This is a genomic window from Enterobacter sp. JBIWA003 (assembly GCF_019968825.1).
Classification (GTDB): domain Bacteria; phylum Pseudomonadota; class Gammaproteobacteria; order Enterobacterales; family Enterobacteriaceae; genus Enterobacter; species Enterobacter quasiroggenkampii.
Map to the genome: position 1 here is coordinate 3,849,480 of NZ_CP074170.1, position 26,260 is coordinate 3,875,739.

The following is a 26,260-nucleotide window of genomic DNA, read 5'->3' on the forward strand; positions in this document are numbered from 1 at the left end:
AACAGAATGAAAAGGCTTTCTGCTGAGCTGGATAAATGCTCCTGAAAAGTATGCAGGCTCTGCGTCTGATGAAGTCCTGAAAGCCCGCACGGCGCAAGCCCTGCGGGCTTTTTTGTACCCTCAACATGTCCCGCGAAGTCCGTAAATTTTCCCGGCGACACAGCAACTTCACGCCATTAAACATTGTTTTTCTCATGCTCAATAAGCCATTCTTTGCGTGAAATCCCCCCTCCATAACCTGTCATCGTCCCATCTTTTCCAATTATCCTGTGACAGGGGATCACAATCGCAATCCGGTTGGCACCGTTAGCGGCAGCGACGGCGCGCACTGCATTGGGCTTATTAAGCCGTAGTGAAATGGCCTGATAGTGTGAGGTCTGTCCATAGGGAACAGCACGCAAAGCATGCCAGACGGATTGTTGAAAATCACTGCCCGGAGCATCTAAAGCCAGATCAAACTGTCGGCGCGTTCCGGCAAAATACTCGCCGATCTCTTTTACTGTCTGCCGGGTATGGCTGTTTTCGCCGGTGACGATTCTGGCGTTAAATAAACGCTGGATATCGCGGAATTCTGTTTCCAACATCCGGCGATCGGTAAACTCCAGCAGACAGACTCCCCGCTCTGTCGCGCAGACAAACATCGGTCCAAGCGTCGTGGTAAACCGGTGAATGACTATCATCTGGGTTGCCTGAGTCGGCGCTGCGCCAGTAAGCCGCTTGTAGGTATAACCAAAGCCGCTAAGCGATTCATAGCCATTGTCCAGCGCAACGTCAGTCGCCGCTCGTCCGCTTTTCAGCTCCTGCAAGGCAACGTTCACCCGCTGCATTCGCTGGAAAGCCTGAAAAGTGATGCCGTGATGTTGCAGGAACCAGCGCCTTACCCGCTCCGGGCTGATGCCATGCTGACGAAGCTCCGCGTCTGCTACACGGGATTTGATATCGCGCCTGACAAGCGCAAGCGCCTGCTCAACGAATAATGGCGCGCTGTGCGCATTTTCCGCAGGTCTGCAGACCTTACAGGGACGAAAGCCGTCCGCCAGGGCAGATTTGGCATCTTTATAAAATTCGACATTTTCGCGCTTGGGCTTTCGCGCCCGGCATACCGAAATGCAGAATACGCCAGTGGTTTTGACGCCAACAAAAAACACGCCAGTGTAGTCTGAAGCACGTTCAAGTAATGCCTGATACCAGATATCACACAGATTTTTATCGGTTATTTTCATCGCCAAAAAGTCCTTCAAACGTCTGACGAGATCGGATCGCATGCATGACATCAGTCAGCGTTGACTGCATCGCTGAATGAACAAAATTGCCCATTGAAATGCGGCTTACCCCTGCCCGTTTCAGCCTGTCGAATGACGGAAGATCGGGCATACACATGACATTCAAAGGTAACCCCGTTGCCTCTGCAATGAGGCTGATGTCTTTCTCTGACGTCAGGCAGGGAACAAAAAAGCCGTCAGCACCTGCAGCTTTATAGCGTTGACCCCGTAATATCGTCTCCTGCAACGCGTCTTCATGTCCGAGCAGGTACGTGTCAGTCCGGATGTTCAGAAACAGGCTGTAATTTTCGCTTCTCAGCGTATCGCATACTGTTCTCAGGTTACGGGAAAAATCAGAGGCATCGTCAAGCTGACGAACCCCGTTTATGACTCGGCTGTCTTCGAAGTTAACGCCTGCGACGCCTGTCTGAGCAAGGCGCCGCAGATTGTCTGCTATCTCTTCGGCTGAATCACCATACCCTGCTTCCATGTCAACGCTCAATGGCAGACTGCTGGCAGCCCGGATCCGGGTGACCATATAAAATAACTCATCAAACGGCACTCCCTGCCCGTCGTCATATCCCAGTGTGGACGCTATAGCTGCACTGGACGTTCCCAGAACCTGGTAGCCTGCTTTTTGCGCTGCGACAGCACTGGCGGCATCCCAGACGTTGGCGATAAGAAGAGGCTCATGCTGATAGTGGCGTTCTGCAAAGTTCATATTCATATCCTCTCGATAGATTGAAAATGAATCTAAGCACTCAGGAAGAACCTCACAACCGAAATTCAGACGACCATTTTTTAGCAAACGTCGTCTGAACATGGGTGCGGAACAGACCAAACCTTTTAAGGTCAGGTTCTGGCTTCGAGCATGGCAATAACCGCCCAACGTGCCGCATCGTCTGCGATATTTTCCGGCAGCGCATCAGCCCGCAGAGTGATATAAGCATCAACAGCCTTTCTGATGGCCATGCTAACGGAATCACGTTCGTGCGTTGCCAGCGTCGAAGTCAGCAGGGCATCAGGATCAATGCTGAGGAATTCGATGCGGCGAACCCCACGTTGCGGTAGATTTGCTCGACGGTATAGCATCGGCCCCAGCACTTGCTCCCGGAAGAATGCCAGCATGCCTATCGCTTCAAAGAGTTCTCCCCTTTCCAGCTTCACGACCGCGTAATGAAGCCAGATCCAGGCTCGGGACTCAAACCACTCCGGCGTCATGTTGGGCCAGTGAGCGCTAAATTTTGCCAGCTGGCGCTCCAGAGCCAGGTTATCACGGGTAAATAACACCGCTGGCTCCTCAACGCGTTGAGTGAGCATTTCGAGGGTGACAAATTTCAGATCGACATGAAGAAGTTCGGGGCCATACAGGCAGATAAGCAGACGAGGCTCTCCCACATGTTCCCCGGTGAAAGCATGGAGCAGGTGACCCAATGTTCCGGCGAACACAATACGCTGAGCCATGATTTCGTCATAATAGAGAGGGTCTACCACAACGACAAAATCGAGATCGGAGTATTTATCGAACCCGCCATGAACAAGCGAGCCGCCAGCGAGAAGGGAGTGAATCCGCGAATCAGCCTGAAATTTAAGCTTGAGTTGCTCTGCAAAACTTCTGTGTAAATCGGGTAACGTACTAAGCATACTTTTTCCTATTCACAAAAAAGACAAAGCATTACAGAGTATCGCGCTGTTTATAGGCAGGCCAGATATTTTTTGCAGGAACAATAATGTCCTGAGAGGGTTCTCCCGATGCGTTATATTGCCCTGTAAACTCGGAGAAATTTCTTACCATCGTCGATTACTCGGATATCTGACTAACATAGTCGTACCAGTAAAGGTAACAAAGCAGTCCTTATGAGATTATGACACGGCCCTCTGCGTAGCCCTTGCTCTGCAAGAACATATGCAAACGAGTAAACATTGTTATATGCTTTTGGCCGGTGCTGGCATAACGCGTTCATGAGGATATATATGGACATTTCACTGCTTACAGGACAACAGACAAACGCATGGTCAGCGACCATGATTAATCTGGAAGCACGTAAACTCATTAATACCGCAAATAGGGTAGCTGCTGACCATCTCAAAGATGGGCTCACCAGAATTCAGTTTATGGAAGACATTAAGTCTTTTATCACTGAGCAATTTTCTCTTGCCCGCAGAGCGACATCCGACGAAGAAGGGATTTCCTATATAAAAAATCTCAGGGCAGAGAACGAAAATCTTCTTGAACAAGATCGCCTGCTCAGAACGAAAGCAGCGCAGCTTTATGCAAGGGTTGAGTTCATTAAGGAAAACAATAAAATTGTTGGCTATGTCATTTCCGCTGTACAGGTTGTTTTTGCTGGGTTACAAGCCGCAGGTGGATTACTCCTTGCGAGCTCGATGACGCCTGTCGGTGTGTTGTTAGGTGCCACACTGGTGATTGATGCGGCTAATACCGTATCCAGAGAAGTGAATAATCAATTACTGAACAAACCTGATTCGCAGGGATTTGTTGCTGACACAGCAATGTCGGTTGCAGAGTTTATGGGATTTCGCGGTGAGACTGGTCTGGCTGCGTATAAAACGGTAAGCCTTGCTGCAAATGCGTACAGCGTATTCGGCTTACTTCGCAAACCGGGTTCCTGGCGTCTTTTTTATTTTATGCGCTCAGATTTTTACAGAAAAATGGACTCTATGAGTCGGCCAAAACTCACCATGAAAATCATCGGATATGGCATAAACGCAAAAATTGTTTTTGACTTGCTGTCTATTGATAATAATCCTGCTTAAAACGCCAGGCTTTATACGTTAATTTGAGGGGAGTCATCCAACAGAAGATACCAAAGATAAACACTACAGCAATGCCTGATGAGATGATATTTTCTCGGGAAGCAAAGCATACCGCCAGGATGAACAGAACCGTAAGTACGACGGAAAGAATGATTGTCCCTTTAAACCGATTTGAAAGCGCAGGAAGCAAAATATCCAGCGTCGAATGCTGAGTATCCACATAACGTTTAAGCTTTTGCAGCTCTTCTTTTGTGAAACCCGACCTAAGCAACGCTTCTTCTGTTATCGCCATGACATTCCTCTCCTTCTAATCAGAGCAAGTATACCGTGATCTTTGCAAAAAAAAACCGACCTACGGGCCAGTAGTTGTATTGTTAACCCCATGACATTGACAAATATCAACACCCTCTTCCTCCCTCCTGTGCAAAATTACCCACACCACCCCGCGCTACGGAATAGCCGCTTAACCCGGAAGGAACGCCACCATGTACAGACCCATAACCGTCATCATATTCATTCTTCTGACGCTCGCCGCCCTCGCGGAAATAGGCGTTTTATCCTTTGGATAATCCTCAGGCGAAATACCTCTCATCAGGGCATGTTGATCTCATTACAGTTTTTTCCTAAAGCCATCCCGTTTCGCCTGTGCCATGCTGAATCACGCTCATAACCGATAACGTTAAATGAGGATATTATGAAAAAAACAATTATCGCATTATCTGCCGTTCTGCTGGCTTCCCCAGTATTTGCTGCGACCACACATGCAACTGACGATACCGTCGCGGCGGCGAACGCAAACGCCAACGAGGCGAAGCAAAAACTGCACGAAGAGCAGAACAAAGGTGAAGAGCTGAAGCTGAAACAGAAGCATGCTGCGGAAGGCAAGAGCGAGAGCCTGGGCAGCAAGGTCAGCGAAGATTCCCAGAAAGCCTGGCATAAAACCAAAGAAGGCACCGAGAAAGGGTGGGATGCCACCAAAGAAGGCGCTGAGAAAGGCTGGAACAAAACCAAAGAGGGTGCCAGCGAGCTGGAAAAGAAAGTCACTGAGTAAGTCGTTATACTCACGAAAAGGTCGCGCTTGCGGCCTTTTTTATTTCTTCGAATATAATTAGCACCTCAGGCGTTTACGCAGTGCGCACTTATCGGAGAAACCACTATGTACCGCCTTTTGGCCTTTCTGACCGTTCTGCTGTTGTGCCCTTCCCTGCATGCTGCCCCGAAAAGCTACCTTATCGATACCGATAACACCGCCATTCGGCTCTCGTGGCATGCCTTCGGCGGCATCCTATCCTGGGCAACGTTCAGCGGCGTAACGGGTGCCGTGACGCTCAATCCGGATAACGACGTTGACGACCACATCCACGTCACCATTCCTGTGGACACCCTGGTGGCCTCAAACAAGCTGCTCACCTGGCAATTAAAAAGCGACATGTTTTTTGATGCGGAGCACTACCCGACCATCGAGTTCATCAGCTCTCGCGTGGTCGCCCAGGGCGGCGGACGATTCAGGGTGTTCGGCACGCTGACCGTACGAAACATTGCCCGGCCGGTGATCCTGGAGGCCGTGGTGAAAGACCCGCATGCGCAGGCCCCCACGCTGGACGCCACCACGGCGATCTCGCGCGCGTCCTATGGGATGGATAAGTTTGCCCTGGTCGTGGACGATCGTATTGCCATCGCCATTGCGATTCAGACGAACAAGGTGCCGTCACCCTGAGATCAGGCGCTGTAGCTGCTCCGCGTGTTCCCGCAGATAGGACGGCGGGTTGCGGCCAATCAGGACAAACTGGTAGCCCGCCTCCAGCCACCACGCCAGGTTCATGCTGTGCCGCTGCTCCTGTTGGAGCGAGGCCGTCGCCTTCTCATCAACAGGCGAAATACAGAGGGCCATCGGGCCGTAGTCGGCGTTGATCCAGGCAATCTGCGCGATAGACGTCGTTTCATAGCGTAGCATGCGCACCATTTTAAGCTCTGCCCCCTGCAGGGTAAGCTGCGACAGGTTTAGCGTCATGCCGATGTCCTGCCCGGCCCGTTCCAGCCCGCGCTGCAGAACCGGCGTTGCGCTGTCCATATCCAGCAGCGTCTCGACGCTGTACAGGGACATATATTGCGCTTCGAGGTCGCGGATATGGGCGTTCTCATCCTCTGGGCCAGCAGCAGGCCGCAGCAGGTAGCCCAGCCCGGAGCCGACCAGCAAGAAACTGACCGAGGCGGCGATCAGCGCCCGTCGGCTGACGCCAGTCGGCGTGGCGGACTGCGGGTCGGGAAGTGCCGCAAGACGCGCCTGCATCGTCTCAAGAGGCGCGTCATCCAGCAGGGAAGCAAACGCCCCGGCGTAATCCTGGCTGCTTTTCATCAGTTCATCGGTTCGCCCGGCGAGGCGTTCGTCACGCTTTAACTGTTCTTCAAACTGCTGCGCGTCGGCGCGACACATCTCGCCATCTATCCAGGCCACGATGGCGTCGTCGTTATAGGGCGGTGTAAAACGGTGCGCGTTCAAGAGCGGTTCTCCTTTACCGGAGGGAGTGCGTCAGCGGATCTGGCAAGCCGAGCCCGCGCCGTCGCCAGCCGGCTCATCACGGTACCGATCGGCACCGCCAGGGTCTCCGCCGCCTCCTGGTAGGTAAAGCCTTCGACATAAACCAAAAATACCGCGTTGCGCTGGGCTTCAGGCAGCGCGTTAACGCGCTGCATTACCTGAAGGTAATGCAGACGCGTCTCATTCTGTTCGTGGGTGTCCGGTGCCAGCAGCTCGTCGCTGGGAACAAATCCCTGCCCCTGGCGAACGTGTCGTGCCCGAAGCTCAGAGATCCAGATGGAGTGCAGGATCGCGAACAGCCACCTGTCGATGCGCGTGCCAGGCGTATACTGGCTGCTTCTTTCAAGCGCACGCACGCAGGTGGACTGAACCAGCTCTTCGGCGATATCCCTGTTTCGCGACAGCACCAGCCCATAGCGCCAGAGACGCGGCAGGAGTGCGGCGAGCTGTTGACGAACCTCAGGGGTTGCGATGGGTTTTCCCTCCACGAGATAATCAGGATTCCGGATGTCCATTGATGGCGGCCTGCAGGTCACGGTACTCCTCGCAGGACTGGCCACAGATACCGGCAATCACCTTCAGCTGTTCTTTCGCGAGGTCGGGACGTCCTTTCACCATCCACGCTTCACCGAGATACTCCCGGGCTTTGGCATAATCCGGCGCGATAGCCAGCGCGCGCTGGTAGTAACCAATCCCTTCGTCCGTGCGGCCCAATTTGCGCGTGGCGAACCCGCGATAGTTCCACGCTTCAGCCGTATTGCCATTTTTCAGCGAATCAAGCAGATTCAGCGCCGCCTGGTACTCCCCTTTCTTCGCGAGATGGTACGCGTAGTTGGTTTTGTCCTGGTCGCTGAGGCTGCTGCTCTTGTCCGGCACGCATTTCTGCGTGGCGCTGTCATACACCTGTCCGGAAGGACAATCAGGCGTTTTGCTCTCGGTACTATTATTGCCCATGGCCAGCGCCAGTGGAGACAGCAGGGAAAAAATCAGCACCGGGATCAAACGAAACGAGGTCGTGTTCATACAAAACTCCAGGGTAAGTGGGGAGTGACGTCAGTAAACGTCCGGCTGACGATTTTTATTCATTCTTCGGTGAATTTTTTGCTGTCCTGAAGTCCTGCCCGTGCCTCAGTCGGAAAGGAAATAAATCAGCTTATTTTCTCTTTGCTTGCCCGTTATTATTGCTTATGCGTGATAGCAGAGTTTTAACCCTGTACAAGAATATATTTCATTACCTCAATGACATAATATATCTTACATCAAAAACGTTACCCTAACTTAAACACACGTTAAGCCCGCTTAAACAATAACGCTTAACATGTTATTTAAAATGCTCCCTACCAATTATCATACTGGGTCGTAAACGTTAAATAACAGAGTCATCACATTAAATAAAAATCATTCAAAAACAAAAAGATAACAAATATGAATTATAAAACACATCAATAAATTAATGCCCCCTTCATTGTTTCCACCTTTATTTACGAAAGCTTAATTTGCACAACACGCATTTTCTGTCTATATCATTTTTATATTCCAGAAACCAATTCCTCTATTAATTACAGGGTTTTATAAAATACAAAACACCCATTAAAACGTTTTTTCATAAGTCATTAGATTCGCTCTGATGTTGCCACTCTGACGCATGGCGGGCATCGTGCGCGCTGAATTCTACGGTGTGAGCTGCTTTATAACAGCAACTGCGCCGGGGGCGCCCTTTACCTTCAGCAGAGATGGCTCGTCTTGCTCGCCGTTCATGACACTTCTGCTGGAGTAATAACAAAATGAGCCAAATCTCTGTTATTTCAAAACTTACTGGCGTAGAAACGACCCTGGAAGGTACACAGGTTACGCTGAACCATTCCTCTGTCGTTGAGCTTCACGTCGAGCGAGCGAGCGTCTCCCACTTCGCGCGAAGCGGTAACGACCTGCTGGTGACACTGCACTCCGGCGAAGTGATCACCCTTAAAAATTTCTACGTCGCGGATGCGCAGGGCGTGAGCCAACTGGTTCTGCAGGACAGCAACGGCGCGTTATGGTGGATTGAAGATCCGGCTGGTGCCGCCACGTACGAATCTATCGCGTCCACGGATGTGCTGCTTGCAGCGTCAGGAAGTGATGCCGGTGGCGCCGCCATCTGGCCGTGGGCTCTGGGCGGTATTGCGGCTGCGGGCGGTATCGCGGCCGCGGCAAGTACTGGCGGAGGAGGTGGTGGTGGCGATGACGGTAATAACAACAGCACCAACCCCAACACCCCGGTCGACCCCGCCGATCCGGATACGACACCGCCGAATGCGCCATCCAGCCTTCGTTTCTCGTCAGACGGTAAAACCGTCACCGGTTCCGCCGAACCCGGCAGCACCATCACGCTGAAAGACGCGAACGGCAACGTCATTGGTACAGGAAAAACGGGCAGCGACGGCAACTTTAGCGTCTCCCTCGGGACACCGTTGACCAACGGCGAGCAGGTAACTGCCACCGCAACGGATAGCGCCGGGAATACCAGCCAGGGTTCAAGCGTCACCGCACCGGATCTCACCGCACCCGATGCACCAACGATTGGCAGCGTAATCGACGATATCGCCCCTCAGACGGGGACGGTGACCAACGGCGGCAGCACCAACGATCAGCGGCCGCAACTCTCCGGCACCGCCGAAGCGGGCTCCACCGTGACGATTTATGACGGCGGAATAGCCATTGGCACCGCGGTCGTCGCCAGCAATGGCACATGGACATTCACCCCGTCCGTCGACCTGAATGAAAGCACCCACCAGATTACCGTACGGGCAACCGACGCCGCCGGCAACACCGGACCAGCCTCACCGGTATTCACCCTCACCGTCGATCTCACCCCTCCGACAGCACCCACCGCGATTGTGCTGCTCGACGATACGGGCATTATCCGAGGAACAATCACGTCGGGCGTGCCTACCGATGCCTCGCAGCCGATTCTGGCGGGAACGGGCGAACCCGGTGGAACCATCACTATTTACGATAACGGCGTGGCGATTGGCACAACGACGGTGCTACCTAACGGTACCTGGAGCGTTACCCCAGGGGGCCCGCTTCCGGACGGTACGCATTCGATCACCGTCACTGAAACCGATGCCGCCGGAAACCAGAGTACGGCCTCTGAACCCATCACCTTTACCGTGGACACCACGCCGCCGTCTGCCCCAGGAAACCTCGTGGTGTCGAATGATGGCGGTACCATCAGCGGTATCGGAGAAGCAGGCAGCACGGTGACCATCCGTGAAGGCGATTTCACTCTTGGCACAGTGGTTGTTGATAGCCAGGGGAACTTCAGCCTGACGCTGAGCCCGCCGAGGATCAACGGCGAAATCCTGACCGCTGACGCCACCGACACGGCGGGCAACACCAGTCCAACCACCTCCGCGGCGGCACCGGATATTACCCCGCCGCAGACCCCGGTCATCCTGTCGGTGATTGATGACGTGCAGGCCACCACCGGCCCCGTGGCCCAGAATGGGCTGACCAACGACCGGGCACCGACCCTGAACGGCACGGGCGAGGCAGGCTCGACCATCACGATTTATAACGGCAGTGATGCCCTCGGTACGGTGGTTGTTCCCTCCTCCGGCCAGTGGAGCTTTACGCCGCCCACACCGCTGACCGACGGCACCTGGGTGCTGACCGCGAAGGCGACGGATCCCGCCGGTAACCCGAGCGGGATATCAAATGCGTGGACAATTAACGTTGACGGGACGGCGCCAACCGCCCCGGTGATTTTACAGGTTGCAAACGATATCCCAGGGCAGACCGGCGCGATCGACTTGAACGGGACCACCAACGACGCCACCCCGACGCTCAGCGGTACCGCTGAAGCAAACGCGACGATCAGCCTGCGCGTGGACGGTGTTGAAATTGGTACAACCGTTGCCAATGGCCTCGGCGTATGGAGCTTTACCCCTTCCTCCTCAATCGGTGAAGGCCCCCACGCCCTGACCGCCGTCGCAACCGATGCGGCAGGCAACCCCAGCCCCATCTCCAACACCTGGACCCTGACGGTTGACAGCGTCGCGCCTGCGGCGCCGGTCATTACCCAGGTGCTCGATGATGTGCCGGAGCGCCTCGGCGCGCTCAACCCTAACGACAGCACCAACGACACCACGCCAACGCTCAACGGCACGGCTGAACCGGGTTCAACCGTCACTATTCGCCTGGATGGCGGCGATCTCACTACGATTCTGATCGACGGCAGCGGCACCTGGACCTATACCCTTACCACGCCGCTTGGCGAAGGTCCTCATACCTTTAGCGTCATCGCCACCGACGCGGCGGGTAACACCAGCCAGCCGTCAGACGACTTCACCCTGAACGTCGATATCACTGCGCCAGCGGCGGCCACCATCGCCACCGTGACCGACGATGTTGGCGGCGTACAGGGTTCGCTCAACAGCGGCGATACCACGGATGACACTCGCCCCCTGCTGCAGGGCACCGCCCCTGCAGACACGGTGATCACCGTCTATGACGGCACGACTCTGCTTGGCACCGCCATCCTCAACGGCAGCGGCGGCTGGAGCTTCACGCCCGTGACCCCGCTTACCGACGGTCCGCATTCCCTGACGGTGCACGCCACGGACGCCGCGGGCAATACCACCATCTCAACGCCATTTGAACTGACGGTGGATACCGTTGCGCCTGCCACGCCGGATATCCCGGCCATTACCGTCAATCCTGACGGCACAGCAACGCCGCTGAACCCGGGCGAAATCACCCGCGACACCACGCCGACCCTGAGCGGTACCGGCAATCCGGGTGATACCGTGACGATCTACAACAACGGCGTCAAAATCGGCGACGCTGTCGTGGACAATACCGGCAACTGGAACTGGACGCCTCCATCTCCCCTGGCTGGCGGCACCTATGACATCACCCTGACCGTCACCAACGTGGACGGCACGGGCAACGAAAGCGCCCCGTCGCAGCCGGTCACCATCACCATTGACACCGACCCGCCAGCTACGCCTGCGGCACCGATCGTCACCGACAGCGTCACCCAGATCACCGGCCCCGTCCCCAATGGCGGCACCACCAACGATCCGCGCCCGGTGCTGAGCGGCACCGGTACGCCGAACGACGTTATCAACATCACTGACACGGTCAACGGCGGCACGCCAACTATCGTTGGTACCGTCACGGTAGACAGCAACGGCAACTGGAGCTGGCGCCCTGACAGTAATATTGCGGAGGGCAGCCACGTCTATACCGCCACCGCCACCGATGAAGCGGGCAACGTCTCTGACGCTTCCCCGGCGATCGCGATCACCGTGGATACCGTGGCACCGGCTACGCCAGCGATCAGCGCCGTGGGCGGTGAACCGAACGGGGGCTACATCACGGATACCACGCCGATAGTGGGCGGAACCGGCGTTAACGGTGAGACGGTGATCGTCTACAACAACGGCGTCGAGCTGGGCCGTGTCGCGGTGGTGAACGGAGAATGGAGCCTGACGCTTCCAGTGCAAACGGACGGCCCGCTGAACATTACCGTGGCGGGCGTGGACACAGCGGGCAACGTCAGCGCGCCGAGTTCGGTCTTTACCGTCACGCTCGATACCGTTGCGCCAGGGATCCCGCAGATCAGTGCCGTCTCAGACAGCCAGCTCACCAACAACGTGCTCTACACCCGCGACGGCACGCCGACCCTTACCGGGACAAGCGAACCCGGCACCACCGTGATTGTCTCCGTCGACGGTATCCCGTCAGGGGTGCCGGTCACGATCCAGTCGGACGGTAGCTGGAGCTGGACCGCAGGCACAACACTCCAGGATGGTTCGCATACCTTTACTGTCTCGTCAGTCGATCAGGCTGGCAATCCGTCAAACGGTTCAGCGTCACTGAGCGTGACGGTGGATACCCAGGACCCAACCGCCCCGGGCAATCTTAGCCTTGCTCCAGAAGGTACACCGCTGACCGGTACCGCCGAAGCAGGCGCACTCATCACCGTTAAGGATAGTGGCGGTAACGTCATTGGTACCGGGGTGGCGACCGGCGGCAGTTTCTCCATTGCGGTCAGCCCGGCCCCGCAGGATGGCGCGACACTGACCGTGACCGCGACCGATGCTTCCGGACGTATCAGCGTTGATGCAACTTATAACGTCACCGGTACGCTTCCGAATCTTCCTGATGTACCCGTCATCACGGCGATCAACGATGACGTCGACCCAATCATTGGCGACGTGAAAGGCAAAACCACCAACGACACCACCCCGACCCTCACCGGTACGGCTCAGGCGGGGAGCCAGATCGCTATCTATCTGGACGGTAGCGCGACGCCATTGACGACGGTCACCGCCGACGGCAGCGGCAACTGGAGCTATACGCCAGCCGCGCTTGGCGAAGGGCTGCACACCTTTGAGGTGACCGCGACCCTCAACGGTCAGACCAGCGGTCGCTCTCCGGCGGCCAGCGTCACCGTTGACCTTACCGCGCCGGGCACGCCGACCATCGGCGCCGTGATTGACGATGTTGGTCCGGGCACCGGCCCGCTGACCAGCGGCCAGACCACCAATGACAACCAGCCGACCCTCACCGGCACCGGTGCGGTGGGTGATACTATCTCCATCTACAACAACGGCGTGTTACTGGGGACCGCAGAGGTCGGCATCACCGGCACCTGGAGCTACACCACGCCTGTCCTGGCAGAGGGCAATCACGTCCTGACCATCCGCGAGACCGATCCGGCGGGAAACCAGAGCGGTCCTTCGGCGGGCTTCACCGTCGTGGTGGATTCCGTTTCCGCCACGCCGGTCATCACCAACGTCACGGATAATGTGGGCAATGCCGCCACCACGGTGGTCAGCGGTGGTCTCACCAACGACGCCACGCCAACCCTTTCGGGGACAGCGGACGCAAACAGCGTGGTGACCCTTTTCGACGGCGGCACGCAGATTGCCGTAGTGACAGCTGACAGTACCGGCGCATGGACGTTTACCCCTGATACCGCCCTCGGCGAAGGCTCGCACAGCTTCACCGTCCAGGCGACCGACCCGCAGGGCAACCTCAGCGCGGTCTCCGCGCCCTGGAGCGTGGTGATTGACCTGACGGCACCGACGGTTCCAACGCTGGATACGGTAAATGACAACGTCCCAGGCGGCGTCCAGGGCAACCTCACCAGCGGGCAGGTGACCAACGACAACACCCCTACAATTAGCGGCACCGGACAGGCAGGCAGCACTGTTCACATCATGAACAACGGGACGCAGATTGGTACTGCAACCGTTGACGGAAGCGGGAACTGGTCCTTTACCCCGACCACGCCGCTGGGCGACGGCAGCTACGCCCTTCGCGTCTATGCAACGGATGCGGCAGGCAATGCCTCGGCTAACTCATCGGTCTTCGCCTTTACCGTGGATACCGCAGCCCCTGGCGTACCGGTAGTCACCAGCGTGGTTGACGATGTCGGTCCGGTCACCGGGACGCTCACGTCGGGCAACAGCACTAACGACGCGCGTCCGACCTTCAACGGCACGGGCGACGTCGGTGCCACAGTGCACGTGATTGTCGACGGGAGCGAAATAGGTACGGCGGTGGTGAATGCCCAGGGCAACTGGACCTTCACCCCGGGCACCGATCTGGGCGACGGGTCCCATACGATCACCTTCAACGCTACCGATGCGGCAGGCAACACCGGCACCACAACGGCACCGTTTAACCTGACGGTGGATACGGGCGTGCCGTCGGCTCCGGTCATCTCGACCGCGGGTGACAACGTGGGCAGTATTCAAACCCCGCTCTCCTCCGGGCAGAGCACCGACGACACCACGCCGACACTGAACGGCACCGCCAGCGCCAACGCCACGGTCACCGTATATGAAAACGGACAGCCGGTCGGCACCGTGCTGGCGGACGGCAGCGGCAACTGGAGCTTTACGCCGTCAACGCCGCTGTCCAGCGGCAGCCACACCTGGACCGCCACGGTCACCGATGCAGCGGGCAACGTCAGCCCGGCGTCGCCAAACTTTACCCTGATTGTCGATACCACGGCACCGAACGCGCCGGTTATCAGCCAGGCGATAGACGACGTAGGCAGCCTCACCGGACCGCTCACGTCCGGGCAGACGACCGACGACACCGTACCGCGGCTTGTTGGAACCAGCGAACCGTTTGCCACCGTGAAGATCTATGAGGGAACCACCCTGGTCGGAACGGGCACCGCGGACGGCAGCGGGAGCTGGAGTATCTTGCTCACCACCACGCTGGCGAGTGGCCCGCACAACTTCACCGCGCAGGCCACGGATGCGGCAGGCAACACCAGCGTGTCGTCGGCCAGCTTCAGCCTCACCGTCGACACCACGCCGCCTGCGCTGCCGGTGCTGACCAGTATTCTGGATGACGTGGGCAACGCGGCGACGCCGGTTGCCAACGGTGGGTTCACCAACGACGCGCAGCCGACGCTCAGCGGCACGGCAGAAGCGGGGTCCACGGTGAAAATCTTTGATAACGGGGTCCAGATCGGCAGCGTGACGGCGACCGGCGGCGCGTGGAGCTTTACGCCATCTCCGGCGCTGAGCAACGGCGCGCACACGTTGACCTTTACCGCCACCGATGCGGTGGGCAACGCCAGCGCGCCCACCGCCGGATATGTGATTAACGTCGATACCCTCCCGCCAGCCGCGCCTGTCATCAGTTCAGTCATTGATGATGTCGGCAGCGTCACCGGCCCCGTGACCGGTACGAACCCGACTAACGACACCCGCCCAACGCTGAGCGGGACCGCCGAAGCGAATGCCACGGTTCGGATCTACGACGGCATCACGCTGGTAGGCACGGTCACCGCCGATGGCAGCGGCAACTGGACCCTGCCACAAACCACCACCACGCTGACGCAGGGCACGCATAACTTCACCGCCACGGCCACCGATGCGGCGGGCAACACCAGCGTGGCGTCAGCCGTGACGACGATTATCGTCGATACGACCGCGCCAACGGCACCGACCGGGACCTTCAACGCCGACGGTAGCGTCCTGACCGGGAGCGCGGAGGCGGGCAGTACCGTCACAATCCGCCTTGCGGACGGCTCAACGGTGACCGCCATTGCGGGCAGCAACGGCACCTACAGCTACACCTTCACGAACAAGCAGATCGAAGGCCAGACGCTGCAGATCACCGCTACCGACGTCGCGGGCAACACCTCGCAACCGGGTTCAGCCCTCGCGCCGGTGGTGCCGCTCTCCGCCAGCAATAACGTCGAAGAGCTGGATCTCAGTACCACCGCCACCGTGACCAACAGCCAGTACAGCGACTACGGCTTCCTGCTGGTCGGCGCCGTGGGCAACGTCCTGACGCTGATCGGTAATGACACCGCGCAGGTGAACTTCACGGTGGGCAACGGCGGCAGCGCGGACATCGTGGTAAACGCCAACGCCACAGGGGCGGTGCTCTCTCTGCTCAATACCCTTGAGCTGGTGGTGCAGCACTACGTCAACGGTGTCTGGACTACTGTGGTGGATACCGGCCAGCCGCAGTTTGCCGATCTCCTGACCCTCGGCGCTACCGGCGTCTCGCTGAACCTGACCGGGCTGGCCGACGGCAACTACCGCGTACTCAGCTATAACACCAACCTGCTGGCGACCGGCTCCTACACCAGCCTCGACGTGGCGGTGAAAGAGACCGGTCCGGGTACGGTCACGGGCGATACCAGCCTCAACGGCAACGTGATCCTCGATACGGACCCGACCGCCGGCAGCGACAATGCCCCGGCCGGAACCACCATTTCCACGGTTACTAACGCGCAGGGCGTGACCACCAGCGTGAACGCCGACGGCACGGTGATCCAGGGCAAATACGGTACGCTGACCATCAACCGCGACGGCAGCTACACCTACAACCTGACCGACACCAGCGCCGCGGTCATTGGCCGGACGGAGAGCTTCACCTACACCATCACCCATAACGGCGTCAGCGCGTCGGCGAACCTGGTGCTGTCTCTGGGTGCCGGTACGGTACTCAACGGCATTGTGGCGGTGGACGACACGGCCTCGCTGACCTTTGACACCACCGTAAGTGAGATTAATAACGGCACCTCCTCTCAGGGCGGCTTTACCCTGGTGGGCATTAATCTCGGCAGCACGCTGGGGCTTAACCTGCTGGACGATATGACCAACCCGATCATCTACAACGTGGAGGAAGGCACGACCCGCACCATGACCATCCAGGCCTCCGTGGGCGGCGTGGCGCTGGCGTCGGTGTTCGATCTGTACGTCTATAAGTTCAACAACGCGACCCAGACCTTCGAGCAGGTCCGCGTCGAGTCGGGCTGGCTGCGCGCGCCGCTGCTGGGAGGAACGTCACCGCAGCTAACGCTGAACCTGCCTGCCGGGGAGTACCTGTTCCTGCTGAATACCGCGTCCGGGATAACCGCCCTGACGGCCTACACGCTGAGCGTCCTGCAGGATCATGTCTACAGCGTGGCGAGTATCAGCGAAACGACCACGGGCGACGTGCTGACCAATGACCCGGTTCCGGCAGGAACGGTAGTCTCGGAAGTGAACGGTGTGGCGGTCAACAGCAGCGGCACCACCACCATTCAGGGGGAATACGGCACGCTGACAATCGATTCGTCCGGCCAGTACACCTATACCCTGAAGAGTGGCATGGGTGCGGACCATATCAGCACCCCGGATACGTTTGTCTACACCATCACTGCGCCAGACGGGTCGAAAGATACCGCGACGCTTAACATCACCCCAACCGCGCGGGCGATGGATGCGGTTAACGACGTCAGTGCCGCGATGGACGTGACCTCGGTACACCACACGTCGACATACTCCGATACCACCGTGGGCAGCGCCCAATGGACGACGGCACTGCTCTCGTCCACCCAGGGCAGCGGAAGCGGCACCTTTGTGGTGGATCCAAACACCGCGCTGCATAACGCGTCGCTGCACTTTAGCGTCTCCTCGCTGCTGGCGCTGGGCGGACTGACGGTGAACTGGGCGATCAGCGACGCCAGTGGGGTGATCCGTAACGGCTCCTTTAGCGGCGGTTCGCTGCTCAGCGGCAGTATCGACGTCCCGCTGAGCGGGCTGGACCTGAGCGCCGGGACCTATACGCTGAGTTATACCGGCAGCGTACCGGGGCTGAGCGTGGGCACCATCACCATTACCCCAAGCGTGAACGGAACCACCTACTCGCTCAGCCAGTTCGACGCGACCAGTGGGCACTTCGTTAACGGCAACATCTTCGACGGCACGGACTCCGCCGGGGCGATGGATCAGCTGCACTCGGTGGACACCCGCGTAAGCATTACCGGGTACAACGGCGTGACCACCACGCTGGATCCGTATACCGGCAGCACCATGGTGAACGTGGTCGGCCATTACGGCACGCTGGCGATTGGCGCGGACGGCCACTATACCTACACCCTCAATACCGGGGTGTCACTCTCATCCATCACCTCAAAGGAGATCTTCAACTACACCCTGACCGATGCCAACGGGAAAACGGACAGCGCCACGCTGACCATCAATATGGCGCCGCAGTTCATCAGCTCTGAACATAACGACGTCATTACCGGTACGGCCTACGGCGATACGCTGATTTACCAGGTGCTGAACAGCACCGCAGGCAACGCCACGGCGGGGAACAGCACCGGCGATCACTGGACCAACTTCTCGCTGGCGCAGGGGGACAAAATCGACATCGGCGATCTGCTGGTGGGCTGGAACGGTAGCGCCTCAACGCTCGGAAATTATCTCCATGTTACTAATAGTAATGGCAATACCGTGATCTCCATCGACCGTGATGGTGCAGGGTCCACCTACACTAATACTGCACTCGTTACGCTTGATAACGTTCAGACCACGTACGACGAGCTCGTTAACCAGCAACACATCATTACCTGATAGCACCTGCAAGAGATGACCCGGGCGCACAGCGCCCGGGCATTAATAATAAAGCTGTACATTTTTATTAGGGACATGACATGGGAATGAAGATGCCTTACTGGTGGCTCTCGTGCTGCCTGATATCTGTGCCCGCTTTCTGCGCAAATCCGGCGGCAACCATCAATACCGGACAGCTTCGCGAAACGCAGGAACTCCCCTCACTCAACGGCCGCGTGGCCCCGGTGGCTGGCAACGCCGCACCCGGTTCATTACAGCTTGGCGAAGCCGTTAACCGTGCCGTCACGTGGCACCCGGCCATCAGCGAAGCCGTGGGCAAACTCTACCAGCAGAGCGAAGAGGTGGACGTCGAGAAGTCAAAATACTATCCGCAGATTAATGCCGGCGTGGACAACGGGTATTCCCACGACGGCGACCAGAACGGCTTTACGCCATCGCTGGTGCTTTCTCTCTCTCAAATGCTCTATGACTTCGGCAAAGTGGCCAGCCAGGTGCGCGCCGAGAGCGCTGGCGTTGCGCAGCAGCAGGCCAACGTGCTGGTGAGTATCGACACCATCGCCCACGATACCGCCGTCGCCATGGTACAGGTGCAGACCTGGCAGCAGATGGTCGACACCGCCAAAGAGCAGCTTGAGGCCCTCTCCTCCATCGGCACGCTAACTCGCCAGCGTAACGACGAGGGCGCCACGTCGCTCTCTGACGTGGTGCAGACCGATGCCCGTATCGAAGGCGCGCGCGCCCAGCTGATGCAGTACCAGGCCAGCCTGGAGAGCGCCCGCGCGACGCTGATGAGCTTTCTCGGCTGGAACAGCCTGAACGCGATCAGCAACGACTTTCCGCAAAAGCTGGCCCGCAGCTGCGATGTCGCCGAGCCGGATGACCGCCTGGTCCCTGCGGTGCTCGCCGCCTGGGCGCAGGCTAACGTCGCCCAGGCTAACCTCGACTACGCCGACGCGCAGATGACGCCAACCGTCTCGCTGGAGCCGGAGGTGCGCCACTACATGAACGATCGCTACGCGGGCAGCGACACGCGGGATCGCACCCAGTATTCCGCATGGGTGAAAGTACAGATGCCGCTCTATCAGGGCGGCGGCCTCACCGCCCGGCGTAACGCCGCCGGACACGCGGTGGAAGCGGCACAGTCCACCATTCAGCGCACACGCCTGGATGTCCGCCAGAAACTGCTGGAAGCCCGCAGTCAGGTGATGAGCCTGCAAAGCACGCTGCAAATTCAGGGCCGCCAGGAGGCGCTCAGCGCCCGCACCCGCGAACTGTACCAGCAGCAGTATCTTGACCTCGGCTCGCGCCCGCTGCTCGACGTGCTCAACGCCGAACAGGAGGTTTATCAGGCGCGCTTCACCCAGCAGCAGACCCTCGGTCAGTTGCACCAGCTGCAGCTCAACTGCCTGTATAACACCGGGCAATTGCGTCATGCGTTCGACCTTGATAACCGCACCATCCAGACCGTGGAGATCCAGCCATGAAGCAGCGTGATATCCCGCAAGGTGAAAACATGACGGATGAGGCGCTGGCGCAGTGGGCGCAGGCCTTTGGCTTTATCGCCACGCGCTACCGCGTCGCCTGCTCGCCCGGCGCGCTGATCGCAGGCGCACCGTGGCTGAAAGGCAAACCGATGGTGCCCGCCCTCACCCAACTGGCGCGTGAGGCGGGGCTGTCGTTTCAACTGCTCACCGCTGACCAGCAATCAATCAACAGCTGGCGTCTGCCGGTGGTGGTGGCGCTGAATGACGGCCGGGTCGGTGCGATCGAGCACTTCGACGGCGACGACACGCTGGAAGTCAGCTTCTTCGACGACCAGACCTACACTAACCGGCTGTCGATGACGGCCATGCTGCCCGCCATCCGCCACGTCATTGCCCTGCGGCCACTCGCCGCGCTGAAGGACAGCCGCGTGGATGCCTATATCTCAAAATACCGTCCGGACTGGCTCTACCGGCTGGTGATGCGCGATCTCCGCCCCTACAGTTGGGTGATGCTGGCCGCGCTGTTTATCAACGTGCTGTCGCTTTCCGGGATCGTCTTTTCCATGCAGGTCTATGACCGGGTGATCCCCGCCCAGTCCTACCCGACGCTGTACGTCCTGACCATTGGGGTGCTGATCGCCACCCTGTTTGGCTTCGTACTGCGCGTGGCGCGCGGCCACATTATGGATCTGCTCGGCAAGCGCTCGGATATGCGCGTCTCGGATCGCGTCTTCGGCCACGCGCTGCGGCTGCGCAACAGCGCGATTCCCCGCTCCACCGGCAGCTTTATCTCACAGCTGCGCGAGCTGGAGCAGATCCGCGAGATGGTCACCTCGTCCACTATCTCGACGATTGTCGACCTGCCCTTCTTTTTACTGTTCGTGGTGGTGCTGGCGATCATCGCCCCACAGCTGGCGTGGATCGCCCCGGTCGCGGCGGTGATTATGGTTCTGCCCGGCCTGCTGCTGCAGAAAAAGCTGGCGGAGCTGGCAAAGCAGTCGGCCCATGAATCAACCCTGCGCAATGCGGTGCTGGTGGAGAGCGTTCAGGGGCTGGAGGACATCAAGCTGATGCAGGCGGAAAACCGCTTTTTGCAGCAGTGGAACAGCTATATCCAGATCACCGCCGAATCCGGCCTGCGCACCCGCGAGCTGACGCAGAACCTGATCAGCTGGGGGATGACCATCCAGAGCCTGGTTTACGCCGCCGTGATTGTGGTCGGCGCGCCGATGGTGATCGACGGCACCCTGACCACCGGCTCGGTGGTCGCCGCCTCGATGCTGGCCTCCCGCATGATCGCCCCGATGGCGACGCTGTGCGGCGTGCTGGCCCGCTGGCAGCAGGTCAAAGCGGCAAAAGAGGGGCTGGACAGCATCATGCAGCTCCCAACCGAAAACCAGCGCGAGGAGACGCCGATCCGCCAGGACGTGCTGCGCGGTCACTACCTCTTTGAGCAGGCGCAGTTCCGCTATCAGCCGGACGATCCGCGCATGGCGCTGCGCATTAACCGCCTGGAGATCGGGCCGGGTGAGAAAGTGGCGATCCTCGGGCGCAACGGCGCGGGCAAATCGACCCTGCTGCAGGCGATGGCGGGCGGGATGGATCTGGCGGCGGGCGAGCTGCGGCTCGACGGCTTCAGCCTGCCGCATCTCGACGTGGCGGACGTGCGGCGCAACGTCGGCTTTATGACCCAGAACGCGCGGCTGTTTTACGGCACCCTGCGCGAGAACATCACCCTCGGCATGCCGCGCGCCACCGACGAAGAGATCTTTGAGGCGCTGGAACTGACCGGCGCGGCAAGTTTCGTGCAGAAGCTGCCCAAGGGGCTGGACTACCCGATCATGGAAAACGGCGTGGGGCTCTCCGGCGGGCAGCGTCAGTCGATTCTGCTGGCGCGGATGCTGCTGCGCGATCCGAATATCGTGCTGATGGATGAACCCACCGCCTCGCTGGACGAGCACACCGAGCGGGAATTTATCCAGCGGCTGGGCGACTGGCTCGGGCACCGCACCCTGATCGTCGCCACCCATCGCGTACCGGTGCTGGAGCTGGTGGAGCGCGTGGTCGTGTTGAAAGATGGGATGCTGGTGATGGACGCGCCAAAAGCCCAGGCGCTGAGCAACAGCCGTATGCAGCAGCAACAGCAGCAGGCAGCAACCGGACGGGAGTGGAAAAATGAAAATCAGTCAGCGTGACGTGGCGGCAATGGACGATCTGGATAATGCCCTCGACTCCGAAAGCGGCTACACCGGCGCGCGTCGGATCGTGATCTTCTCGCTACTGATGTTTGTGGTGCTGGGCGTCTGGGCGTGGTTTGGCGTGCTGGATGAGGTGTCAACCGGATCGGGGAAAGTGATCCCCAGCTCGCGCGAGCAGGTTTTACAGTCGCTGGACGGGGGGATCCTCACCGAGCTGAACGTCCACGAGGGCGATCAGGTGCAGGCCGGACAGGTGCTGGCGCGGCTTGACCCTACCCGTTCCGAATCAAACGTCGGCGAAAGCGCGGCGCGCTACCGCGCCTCTCTGGCCTCCAGCGCCCGCCTGTATGCCGAGGTGAACGATCTGCCGCTGAAGTTCCCTCCTTCGCTGGCGAAATGGCCGGATCTGATTGCCGACGAAACGCGGCTGTACAACTCGCGCCGCGCGCAGCTGGAGGATACCCAGCGGGAGCTTCGCGCCGCGTTAGATCTGGCGAATAAAGAGCTGGCCATTACTCAGCGGCTGGTGAAGACCGGGGCCGCCAGCCACGTGGAGGTGCTGCGCCTGCAGCGGCAGAAAAGCGATCTGGAACTGAAGCTCACCGACGTGCGTTCGCAGTATTACGTCCAGGCCCGCGAGGCGCTCTCCAAGGCCAACGCGGAAGTGGATATGGTTTCGGCGATCCTCAAGGGCCGTCAGGATTCCGTCACCCGTCTGACGGTAAAATCCCCGGTGCGCGGGATCGTCAAAAACATCAAGGTCACCACCATCGGCGGCGTGATCCCGCCCAACGGCGAGCTGATGGAGATTGTGCCGGTTGACGATCATCTGCTGATTGAAACCCGCCTGTCGCCGCGTGATATCGCCTTTATCCACCCGAATCAGGAGGCGCTGGTGAAGATCACCGCCTACGATTACGCCATTTACGGCGGGCTGCACGGGGTCGTGGAGACGATTTCGCCGGACACTATTCAGGATGAGGCCAAGCCGGAGGTGTTTTACTACCGGGTATTTATCCGCACCAGCCAGGATTACCTGGTCAATAAGGCAGGCAGGCATTTCTCGATTGTGCCGGGGATGATTGCCACGGTGGACATTAAGACCGGCGAGAAAACGGTGCTGGATTATCTGATCAAGCCGTTTAACCGGGCGAAAGAGGCGCTGAGGGAGCGGTAGTCAATCGCCGGGTGGCGGCTTCGCCTTACCCGGCCTACATTGTAAAGCTCAGCGGGACGTGGGGAGGGCATCAGACCGCAACATCGCCCACTGCCCCGGTGTTTTACCGGTCCATGCTCTGAAAACCTCAATAAATGCGCTGACGCTGCTGTAGCCGCAGGACAGCGCAATCCACCCTACCGGCTTCCCCGCCGCCAGCCACTCCATTGCCTGCATGACGCGCGCCAGCTGCCGCCAGTTAACAAAGTTCATTCCGGTCTGGGCACTAAACCGACGATTGAACGTACGCACGCTCATCCCAGCATGAATAGCATGACTCTCGACCGTCTGGTTATCATCGACAAACTGCAGCAAATGGCTGACCACGTTCTTCAGACGCGGATCCGTCGGCACGGGCAGAGAAAAGTGAACCTGGGGCGTCAGGGCAAGCTCATCCAGCAGCAAAGTCAGCTTTCGCGGATCGTACTCGTTCTCTGCACCACATAAACGGGAAAACAGTGCATGAGTGAGATCGTCGGGCTCGAACAGCGCGGGCGCATCGGGAAGCCCTGCACAGCAGGCGGGGTCAAGATAGATGGCGCAGCCTTCTATTGCGCTTTCTGAAAAGGCGGCATGCTGCTGACCTGGCGGGATCCAGCCGATGTGTTTTGCCGGTACGACCGAGCGCGCCTGCTGCGTCTCAATGACCAGCAGACCCGTTGCAATACGCCACAGCTGGCCGGTGCGATGACTGTGCCACGGTGTTCGATACCCGCCGGGATGACGGAGCGTTTCAAAACTGACCATCTCATTTTGACCGAAAATCGTTATTTATCGACCTATTACAGAAACTACGTCTTCGGCTGTCAAGGATAATGGGGACTCAACCACATAAGGAGCCCATATGAGCATTATCACGTTCCTGGTAGCCCAGCCTGATAACGCCGCGCAGCGCGAAAAAATGGCGTGCCTGTTAACCCGCTTATTCAGCGGCGATATCGACCCGGCAGAGGTATTTACGCCCGATTACCAGCAGTTTACGGACGGTCACGCTCTTGACTACCGGGGTTTTATTCAGCACCTGAACCACGTTCGCTCGCAGATCCGCGCGATCGCCTTTAGCGTGGCGGAGATAACCTGTCATGACGAACTTCTGGCTGACCGGCATATCGTGACGGTCACCTATCCTGATGGTCGTCAGGCAGAGATAGAGGTTTACCTGTTTGCCGCGCTGCGTGAAGGGAAAATCTGGCGGATCCATGAAGTCACGCGAGCCCTCAGCGGCGATGCTTCAGATCGCACCCTGGCACACGCGACAGAATAACGTCACTCCGCCGGGCGCGGCGCGGTACGGCTAAACACCTCAACATACCGCGTAAACTTGCCGATAAACACCCCGGCAAACAGCCCGCCGGAGACAATCGCAAGGGCGCTGATGGCGGGCTGCTGCAGCGTCTGCGGCGCGATGGCGCTCATTACCCCCAGCACGTATTTCACCGCGAACGCCAGCATCATAAACGGCAGCGCGGTGTAGTCAGCCTGGCGGCAAAGGGTGCGCGGCGCGGCGGCACGAGTCACCGCCGTCGGGCGAATCAATGCGTAACCCAGCGCAGCGCCAGCCAGAATGCCCGCAAGCCACATCGACAGCGTCGCGACGCTGAGAGAGCGGTACATCACCAGATCGTAAATATCCCATAGCAGAAAAATGGCCGGAATTATCGCCAGTTTTTCCAGCGTGACCGTGGCGGGCCGGCGGGCCCGGAGCCCACGAGAAACCAGAAACACAAACAGCACCCAGACCCAGATGGGGGTGTGCGTCAGAATACCAGTCAGTTGTTCGAACATAGCTGTTTACCGTGGGCGTCACGCGGCCGTTATCGCGCGGGATAAGTATTACGCAAAATAGCCCGCACGCAATCCCCACTTTTGTTACTTGAACGTCACGGTAAAGGTGGCTGTCGCACTGTAATCCCCAAGCTTCGGCGTCGTGGTCGTCCATATAAACCCTGCGTAATAATCTTGCGTGAGCCGGTCTCCGCCGATCGTTCCTATCTCCTGCGGCGTGTTCAGCGTAATGCGCGGCTCCATCAGGCTGCTGGCGGAAATGATAAAGCCAAAGCCGCTGTCTGCCGCGGGCATGATGATTGCTCCGTCTTTGACCGTATTCGTCGAGCTTAACGTCATCAGCAACGTCTCCCCCGTGCAGGTTTTACCGCTGGCTTCACGCGTCAAATCGACCTGTAGCGTAAAGGGTTTTGTTTTTTCAATCTTACCGGGCGTCGCCCAGCTGCCGTTGATGACGCCAAAGTCGAGGGTATCGGGTACCAGCAGCACTTTTGGCGTGCAGGCCAGAAAGGTGATTTTATCCAGCCCGGTAATGGTCAGGTTAAAGTTACCGTCCTGAGTCACCGTGCCGCCTCGCAGACCGCCGACGCCATCTACCTGGAAGAGCGACAGGCTGACGTCCCCCATCACTTTGCCATTGGTGGCCGCCGGAAGGCCGGTGGTTTTGATGTAAACCTGATAGGTGAGCGTGAACGTCTGCGGGGCCGCCGGGGAGAGACAGCCTTTGTTGCCGTTAGGACGGCACACGGTACCGGGACCAATCTCTATTTTATCGCCCTTCTTCAGCTTGTAATCGACGTTCCTGAAGGTGATGCCAATCTCCAGAGAGTTGTGCACGTTTTTCACCGCATCTTTCGGATCGAGCCATAAATAGGCGCTCTCGCCGTTTGGATAGGCGTCCGTGTCAGAGCAGGTAAACGTCGCCGTGATCGGTGACGATACCCATATTTTGGTGTTGGTGCCGAAGTCACCGATCGACGCTTTGATGATGCTGTTAATGGCAACGTACTGGCTCACCGAGCCCTGGGCTTTACAGGTCAGCGCCATAACGGTGGAAGAAAACAGGCCGAAGCAAAAAATCACCGCGGCGTACAGCATATGTCGTCCCTGAAATTGCATTGTCCT

General features: G+C 58.5%; 18 protein-coding genes. 8 read left to right on the plus strand and 10 right to left on the minus strand.

Features of this window, described 5'->3' with window-relative positions; all coding sequences use genetic code 11:
- Positions 1–176: 176 nt before the first annotated feature.
- The 3 genes from KGP25_RS18575 to KGP25_RS18585 form a co-directional block, all read right to left on the minus strand.
- Positions 177–1,223 (minus strand): methylated-DNA--[protein]-cysteine S-methyltransferase, encoded by a 1,047-nt coding sequence (locus KGP25_RS18575; protein WP_223539457.1) that lies wholly within the window; start codon positions 1,221–1,223, stop codon positions 177–179.
- Positions 1,207–1,983 carry an isocitrate lyase/phosphoenolpyruvate mutase family protein gene (locus KGP25_RS18580; protein WP_223539458.1) on the minus strand — a complete coding sequence of 259 codons (777 nt, stop codon included), beginning with the start codon at positions 1,981–1,983 and terminating at the stop codon, positions 1,207–1,209. Before KGP25_RS18580 ends, KGP25_RS18575 begins: the two co-directional genes overlap by 17 nt.
- Positions 1,984–2,114: 131 nt before the next feature.
- Positions 2,115–2,906: a nucleotidyltransferase domain-containing protein gene (locus tag KGP25_RS18585; RefSeq protein ID WP_196352661.1), complete on the minus strand. Its 792-nt coding sequence runs from the start codon at positions 2,904–2,906 to the stop codon at positions 2,115–2,117.
- A gap of 330 nt (positions 2,907–3,236) precedes the next feature.
- On the opposite strand from KGP25_RS18585, the gene KGP25_RS18590 reads away from it, so the two are divergent.
- Positions 3,237–4,040, plus strand: a complete 804-nt coding sequence (locus tag KGP25_RS18590) for a DUF4225 domain-containing protein (RefSeq protein ID WP_048226669.1) — start codon at positions 3,237–3,239, stop codon at positions 4,038–4,040.
- Here KGP25_RS18590 and KGP25_RS18595 read toward each other — a convergent pair.
- The gene (locus KGP25_RS18595) at positions 4,018–4,332 is read right to left on the minus strand and encodes a hypothetical protein (protein ID WP_045909269.1); all 315 of its coding nucleotides are present in this window, start codon (positions 4,330–4,332) and stop codon (positions 4,018–4,020) included. The genes KGP25_RS18590 and KGP25_RS18595 overlap by 23 nt on opposite strands.
- Before the next feature lie 402 nt (positions 4,333–4,734).
- Between KGP25_RS18595 and KGP25_RS18600 the strand changes: the two genes are divergently transcribed.
- Together KGP25_RS18600 and KGP25_RS18605 are read left to right on the plus strand one after the other, a co-directional pair.
- The gene (locus KGP25_RS18600) at positions 4,735–5,091 is read left to right on the plus strand and encodes a hypothetical protein (RefSeq protein WP_023333137.1); all 357 of its coding nucleotides are present in this window, start codon (positions 4,735–4,737) and stop codon (positions 5,089–5,091) included.
- 105 nt (positions 5,092–5,196) lie between these two features.
- The gene (locus KGP25_RS18605) at positions 5,197–5,757 is read left to right on the plus strand and encodes a YceI family protein (protein WP_223539459.1); all 561 of its coding nucleotides are present in this window, start codon (positions 5,197–5,199) and stop codon (positions 5,755–5,757) included.
- Here the strand turns inward: KGP25_RS18605 and KGP25_RS18610 are convergent.
- The 3 genes from KGP25_RS18610 to KGP25_RS18620 are packed head-to-tail and all read right to left on the minus strand — an operon-like array spanning position 5,749 to position 7,602.
- Positions 5,749–6,540, minus strand: a complete 792-nt coding sequence (locus KGP25_RS18610; protein WP_223539460.1) for a hypothetical protein — start codon at positions 6,538–6,540, stop codon at positions 5,749–5,751. The genes KGP25_RS18605 and KGP25_RS18610 overlap by 9 nt on opposite strands.
- Positions 6,537–7,094, minus strand: coding sequence for a sigma-70 family RNA polymerase sigma factor (locus tag KGP25_RS18615; protein ID WP_223539461.1), 558 nt, complete (start codon positions 7,092–7,094; stop codon positions 6,537–6,539). Before KGP25_RS18615 ends, KGP25_RS18610 begins: the two co-directional genes overlap by 4 nt.
- Positions 7,075–7,602 (minus strand): tetratricopeptide repeat protein, encoded by a 528-nt coding sequence (locus KGP25_RS18620; protein WP_023294382.1) that lies wholly within the window; start codon positions 7,600–7,602, stop codon positions 7,075–7,077. Before KGP25_RS18620 ends, KGP25_RS18615 begins: the two co-directional genes overlap by 20 nt.
- A 761-nt stretch (positions 7,603–8,363) precedes the next feature.
- Here KGP25_RS18620 and KGP25_RS18625 point away from each other — a divergent pair.
- From KGP25_RS18625 to KGP25_RS18640, 4 genes are all read left to right on the plus strand, one after another.
- The gene (locus tag KGP25_RS18625; protein ID WP_223539462.1) at positions 8,364–18,452 is read left to right on the plus strand and encodes a BapA/Bap/LapF family large adhesin; all 10,089 of its coding nucleotides are present in this window, start codon (positions 8,364–8,366) and stop codon (positions 18,450–18,452) included.
- 80 nt (positions 18,453–18,532) lie between these two features.
- On the plus strand, positions 18,533–19,936 hold the full coding sequence (locus tag KGP25_RS18630; protein ID WP_223539463.1) for a TolC family outer membrane protein: 1,404 nt from the start codon (positions 18,533–18,535) through the stop codon (positions 19,934–19,936).
- The gene (locus tag KGP25_RS18635) at positions 19,933–22,131 is read left to right on the plus strand and encodes a type I secretion system permease/ATPase (RefSeq protein ID WP_063622316.1); all 2,199 of its coding nucleotides are present in this window, start codon (positions 19,933–19,935) and stop codon (positions 22,129–22,131) included. The genes KGP25_RS18630 and KGP25_RS18635 overlap by 4 nt, the downstream gene beginning before the upstream one ends.
- A gap of 10 nt (positions 22,132–22,141) precedes the next feature.
- Positions 22,142–23,311, plus strand: coding sequence for an HlyD family efflux transporter periplasmic adaptor subunit (locus KGP25_RS18640; protein WP_086374946.1), 1,170 nt, complete (start codon positions 22,142–22,144; stop codon positions 23,309–23,311).
- A 48-nt stretch (positions 23,312–23,359) separates the two neighbouring features.
- Here the strand turns inward: KGP25_RS18640 and KGP25_RS18645 are convergent, their stop codons facing one another.
- On the minus strand, positions 23,360–24,097 hold the full coding sequence (locus KGP25_RS18645) for a helix-turn-helix transcriptional regulator (protein ID WP_048226659.1): 738 nt from the start codon (positions 24,095–24,097) through the stop codon (positions 23,360–23,362).
- A gap of 97 nt (positions 24,098–24,194) precedes the next feature.
- On the opposite strand from KGP25_RS18645, the gene KGP25_RS18650 reads away from it, so the two are divergent.
- Positions 24,195–24,614, plus strand: coding sequence for a nuclear transport factor 2 family protein (locus KGP25_RS18650; RefSeq protein WP_223539464.1), 420 nt, complete (start codon positions 24,195–24,197; stop codon positions 24,612–24,614).
- Between the two features lie 2 nt (positions 24,615–24,616).
- On the opposite strand, the gene KGP25_RS18655 is transcribed toward KGP25_RS18650, so the two are convergent.
- On the minus strand, positions 24,617–25,135 hold the full coding sequence (locus KGP25_RS18655) for a DUF6622 family protein (RefSeq protein ID WP_048029268.1): 519 nt from the start codon (positions 25,133–25,135) through the stop codon (positions 24,617–24,619).
- Between the two features lie 84 nt (positions 25,136–25,219).
- Positions 25,220–26,254, minus strand: coding sequence for a fimbrial protein (locus KGP25_RS18660; protein ID WP_223539465.1), 1,035 nt, complete (start codon positions 26,252–26,254; stop codon positions 25,220–25,222).
- Positions 26,255–26,260: the final 6 nt, after the last annotated feature.

Coding starts and splice junctions, on each gene's coding strand:
- KGP25_RS18640 (WP_086374946.1), top strand. CDS start 22,142: ATGGACGATCTGGATAATGCCCTCGACTCCGAAAGCGGCTACACCGGC.
- KGP25_RS18585 (WP_196352661.1), bottom strand. CDS start 2,906: ATGCTTAGTACGTTACCCGATTTACACAGAAGTTTTGCAGAGCAACTC.
- KGP25_RS18600 (WP_023333137.1), top strand. CDS start 4,735: ATGAAAAAAACAATTATCGCATTATCTGCCGTTCTGCTGGCTTCCCCA.
- KGP25_RS18575 (WP_223539457.1), bottom strand. CDS start 1,223: ATGAAAATAACCGATAAAAATCTGTGTGATATCTGGTATCAGGCATTA.
- KGP25_RS18660 (WP_223539465.1), bottom strand. CDS start 26,254: ATGCAATTTCAGGGACGACATATGCTGTACGCCGCGGTGATTTTTTGC.
- KGP25_RS18655 (WP_048029268.1), bottom strand. CDS start 25,135: ATGTTCGAACAACTGACTGGTATTCTGACGCACACCCCCATCTGGGTC.
- KGP25_RS18650 (WP_223539464.1), top strand. CDS start 24,195: ATGAGCATTATCACGTTCCTGGTAGCCCAGCCTGATAACGCCGCGCAG.
- KGP25_RS18625 (WP_223539462.1), top strand. CDS start 8,364: ATGAGCCAAATCTCTGTTATTTCAAAACTTACTGGCGTAGAAACGACC.
- KGP25_RS18590 (WP_048226669.1), top strand. CDS start 3,237: ATGGACATTTCACTGCTTACAGGACAACAGACAAACGCATGGTCAGCG.
- KGP25_RS18595 (WP_045909269.1), bottom strand. CDS start 4,332: ATGGCGATAACAGAAGAAGCGTTGCTTAGGTCGGGTTTCACAAAAGAA.
- KGP25_RS18605 (WP_223539459.1), top strand. CDS start 5,197: ATGTACCGCCTTTTGGCCTTTCTGACCGTTCTGCTGTTGTGCCCTTCC.
- KGP25_RS18580 (WP_223539458.1), bottom strand. CDS start 1,983: ATGAACTTTGCAGAACGCCACTATCAGCATGAGCCTCTTCTTATCGCC.
- KGP25_RS18645 (WP_048226659.1), bottom strand. CDS start 24,097: ATGGTCAGTTTTGAAACGCTCCGTCATCCCGGCGGGTATCGAACACCG.
- KGP25_RS18615 (WP_223539461.1), bottom strand. CDS start 7,094: ATGGACATCCGGAATCCTGATTATCTCGTGGAGGGAAAACCCATCGCA.
- KGP25_RS18620 (WP_023294382.1), bottom strand. CDS start 7,602: ATGAACACGACCTCGTTTCGTTTGATCCCGGTGCTGATTTTTTCCCTG.
- KGP25_RS18630 (WP_223539463.1), top strand. CDS start 18,533: ATGGGAATGAAGATGCCTTACTGGTGGCTCTCGTGCTGCCTGATATCT.
- KGP25_RS18635 (WP_063622316.1), top strand. CDS start 19,933: ATGAAGCAGCGTGATATCCCGCAAGGTGAAAACATGACGGATGAGGCG.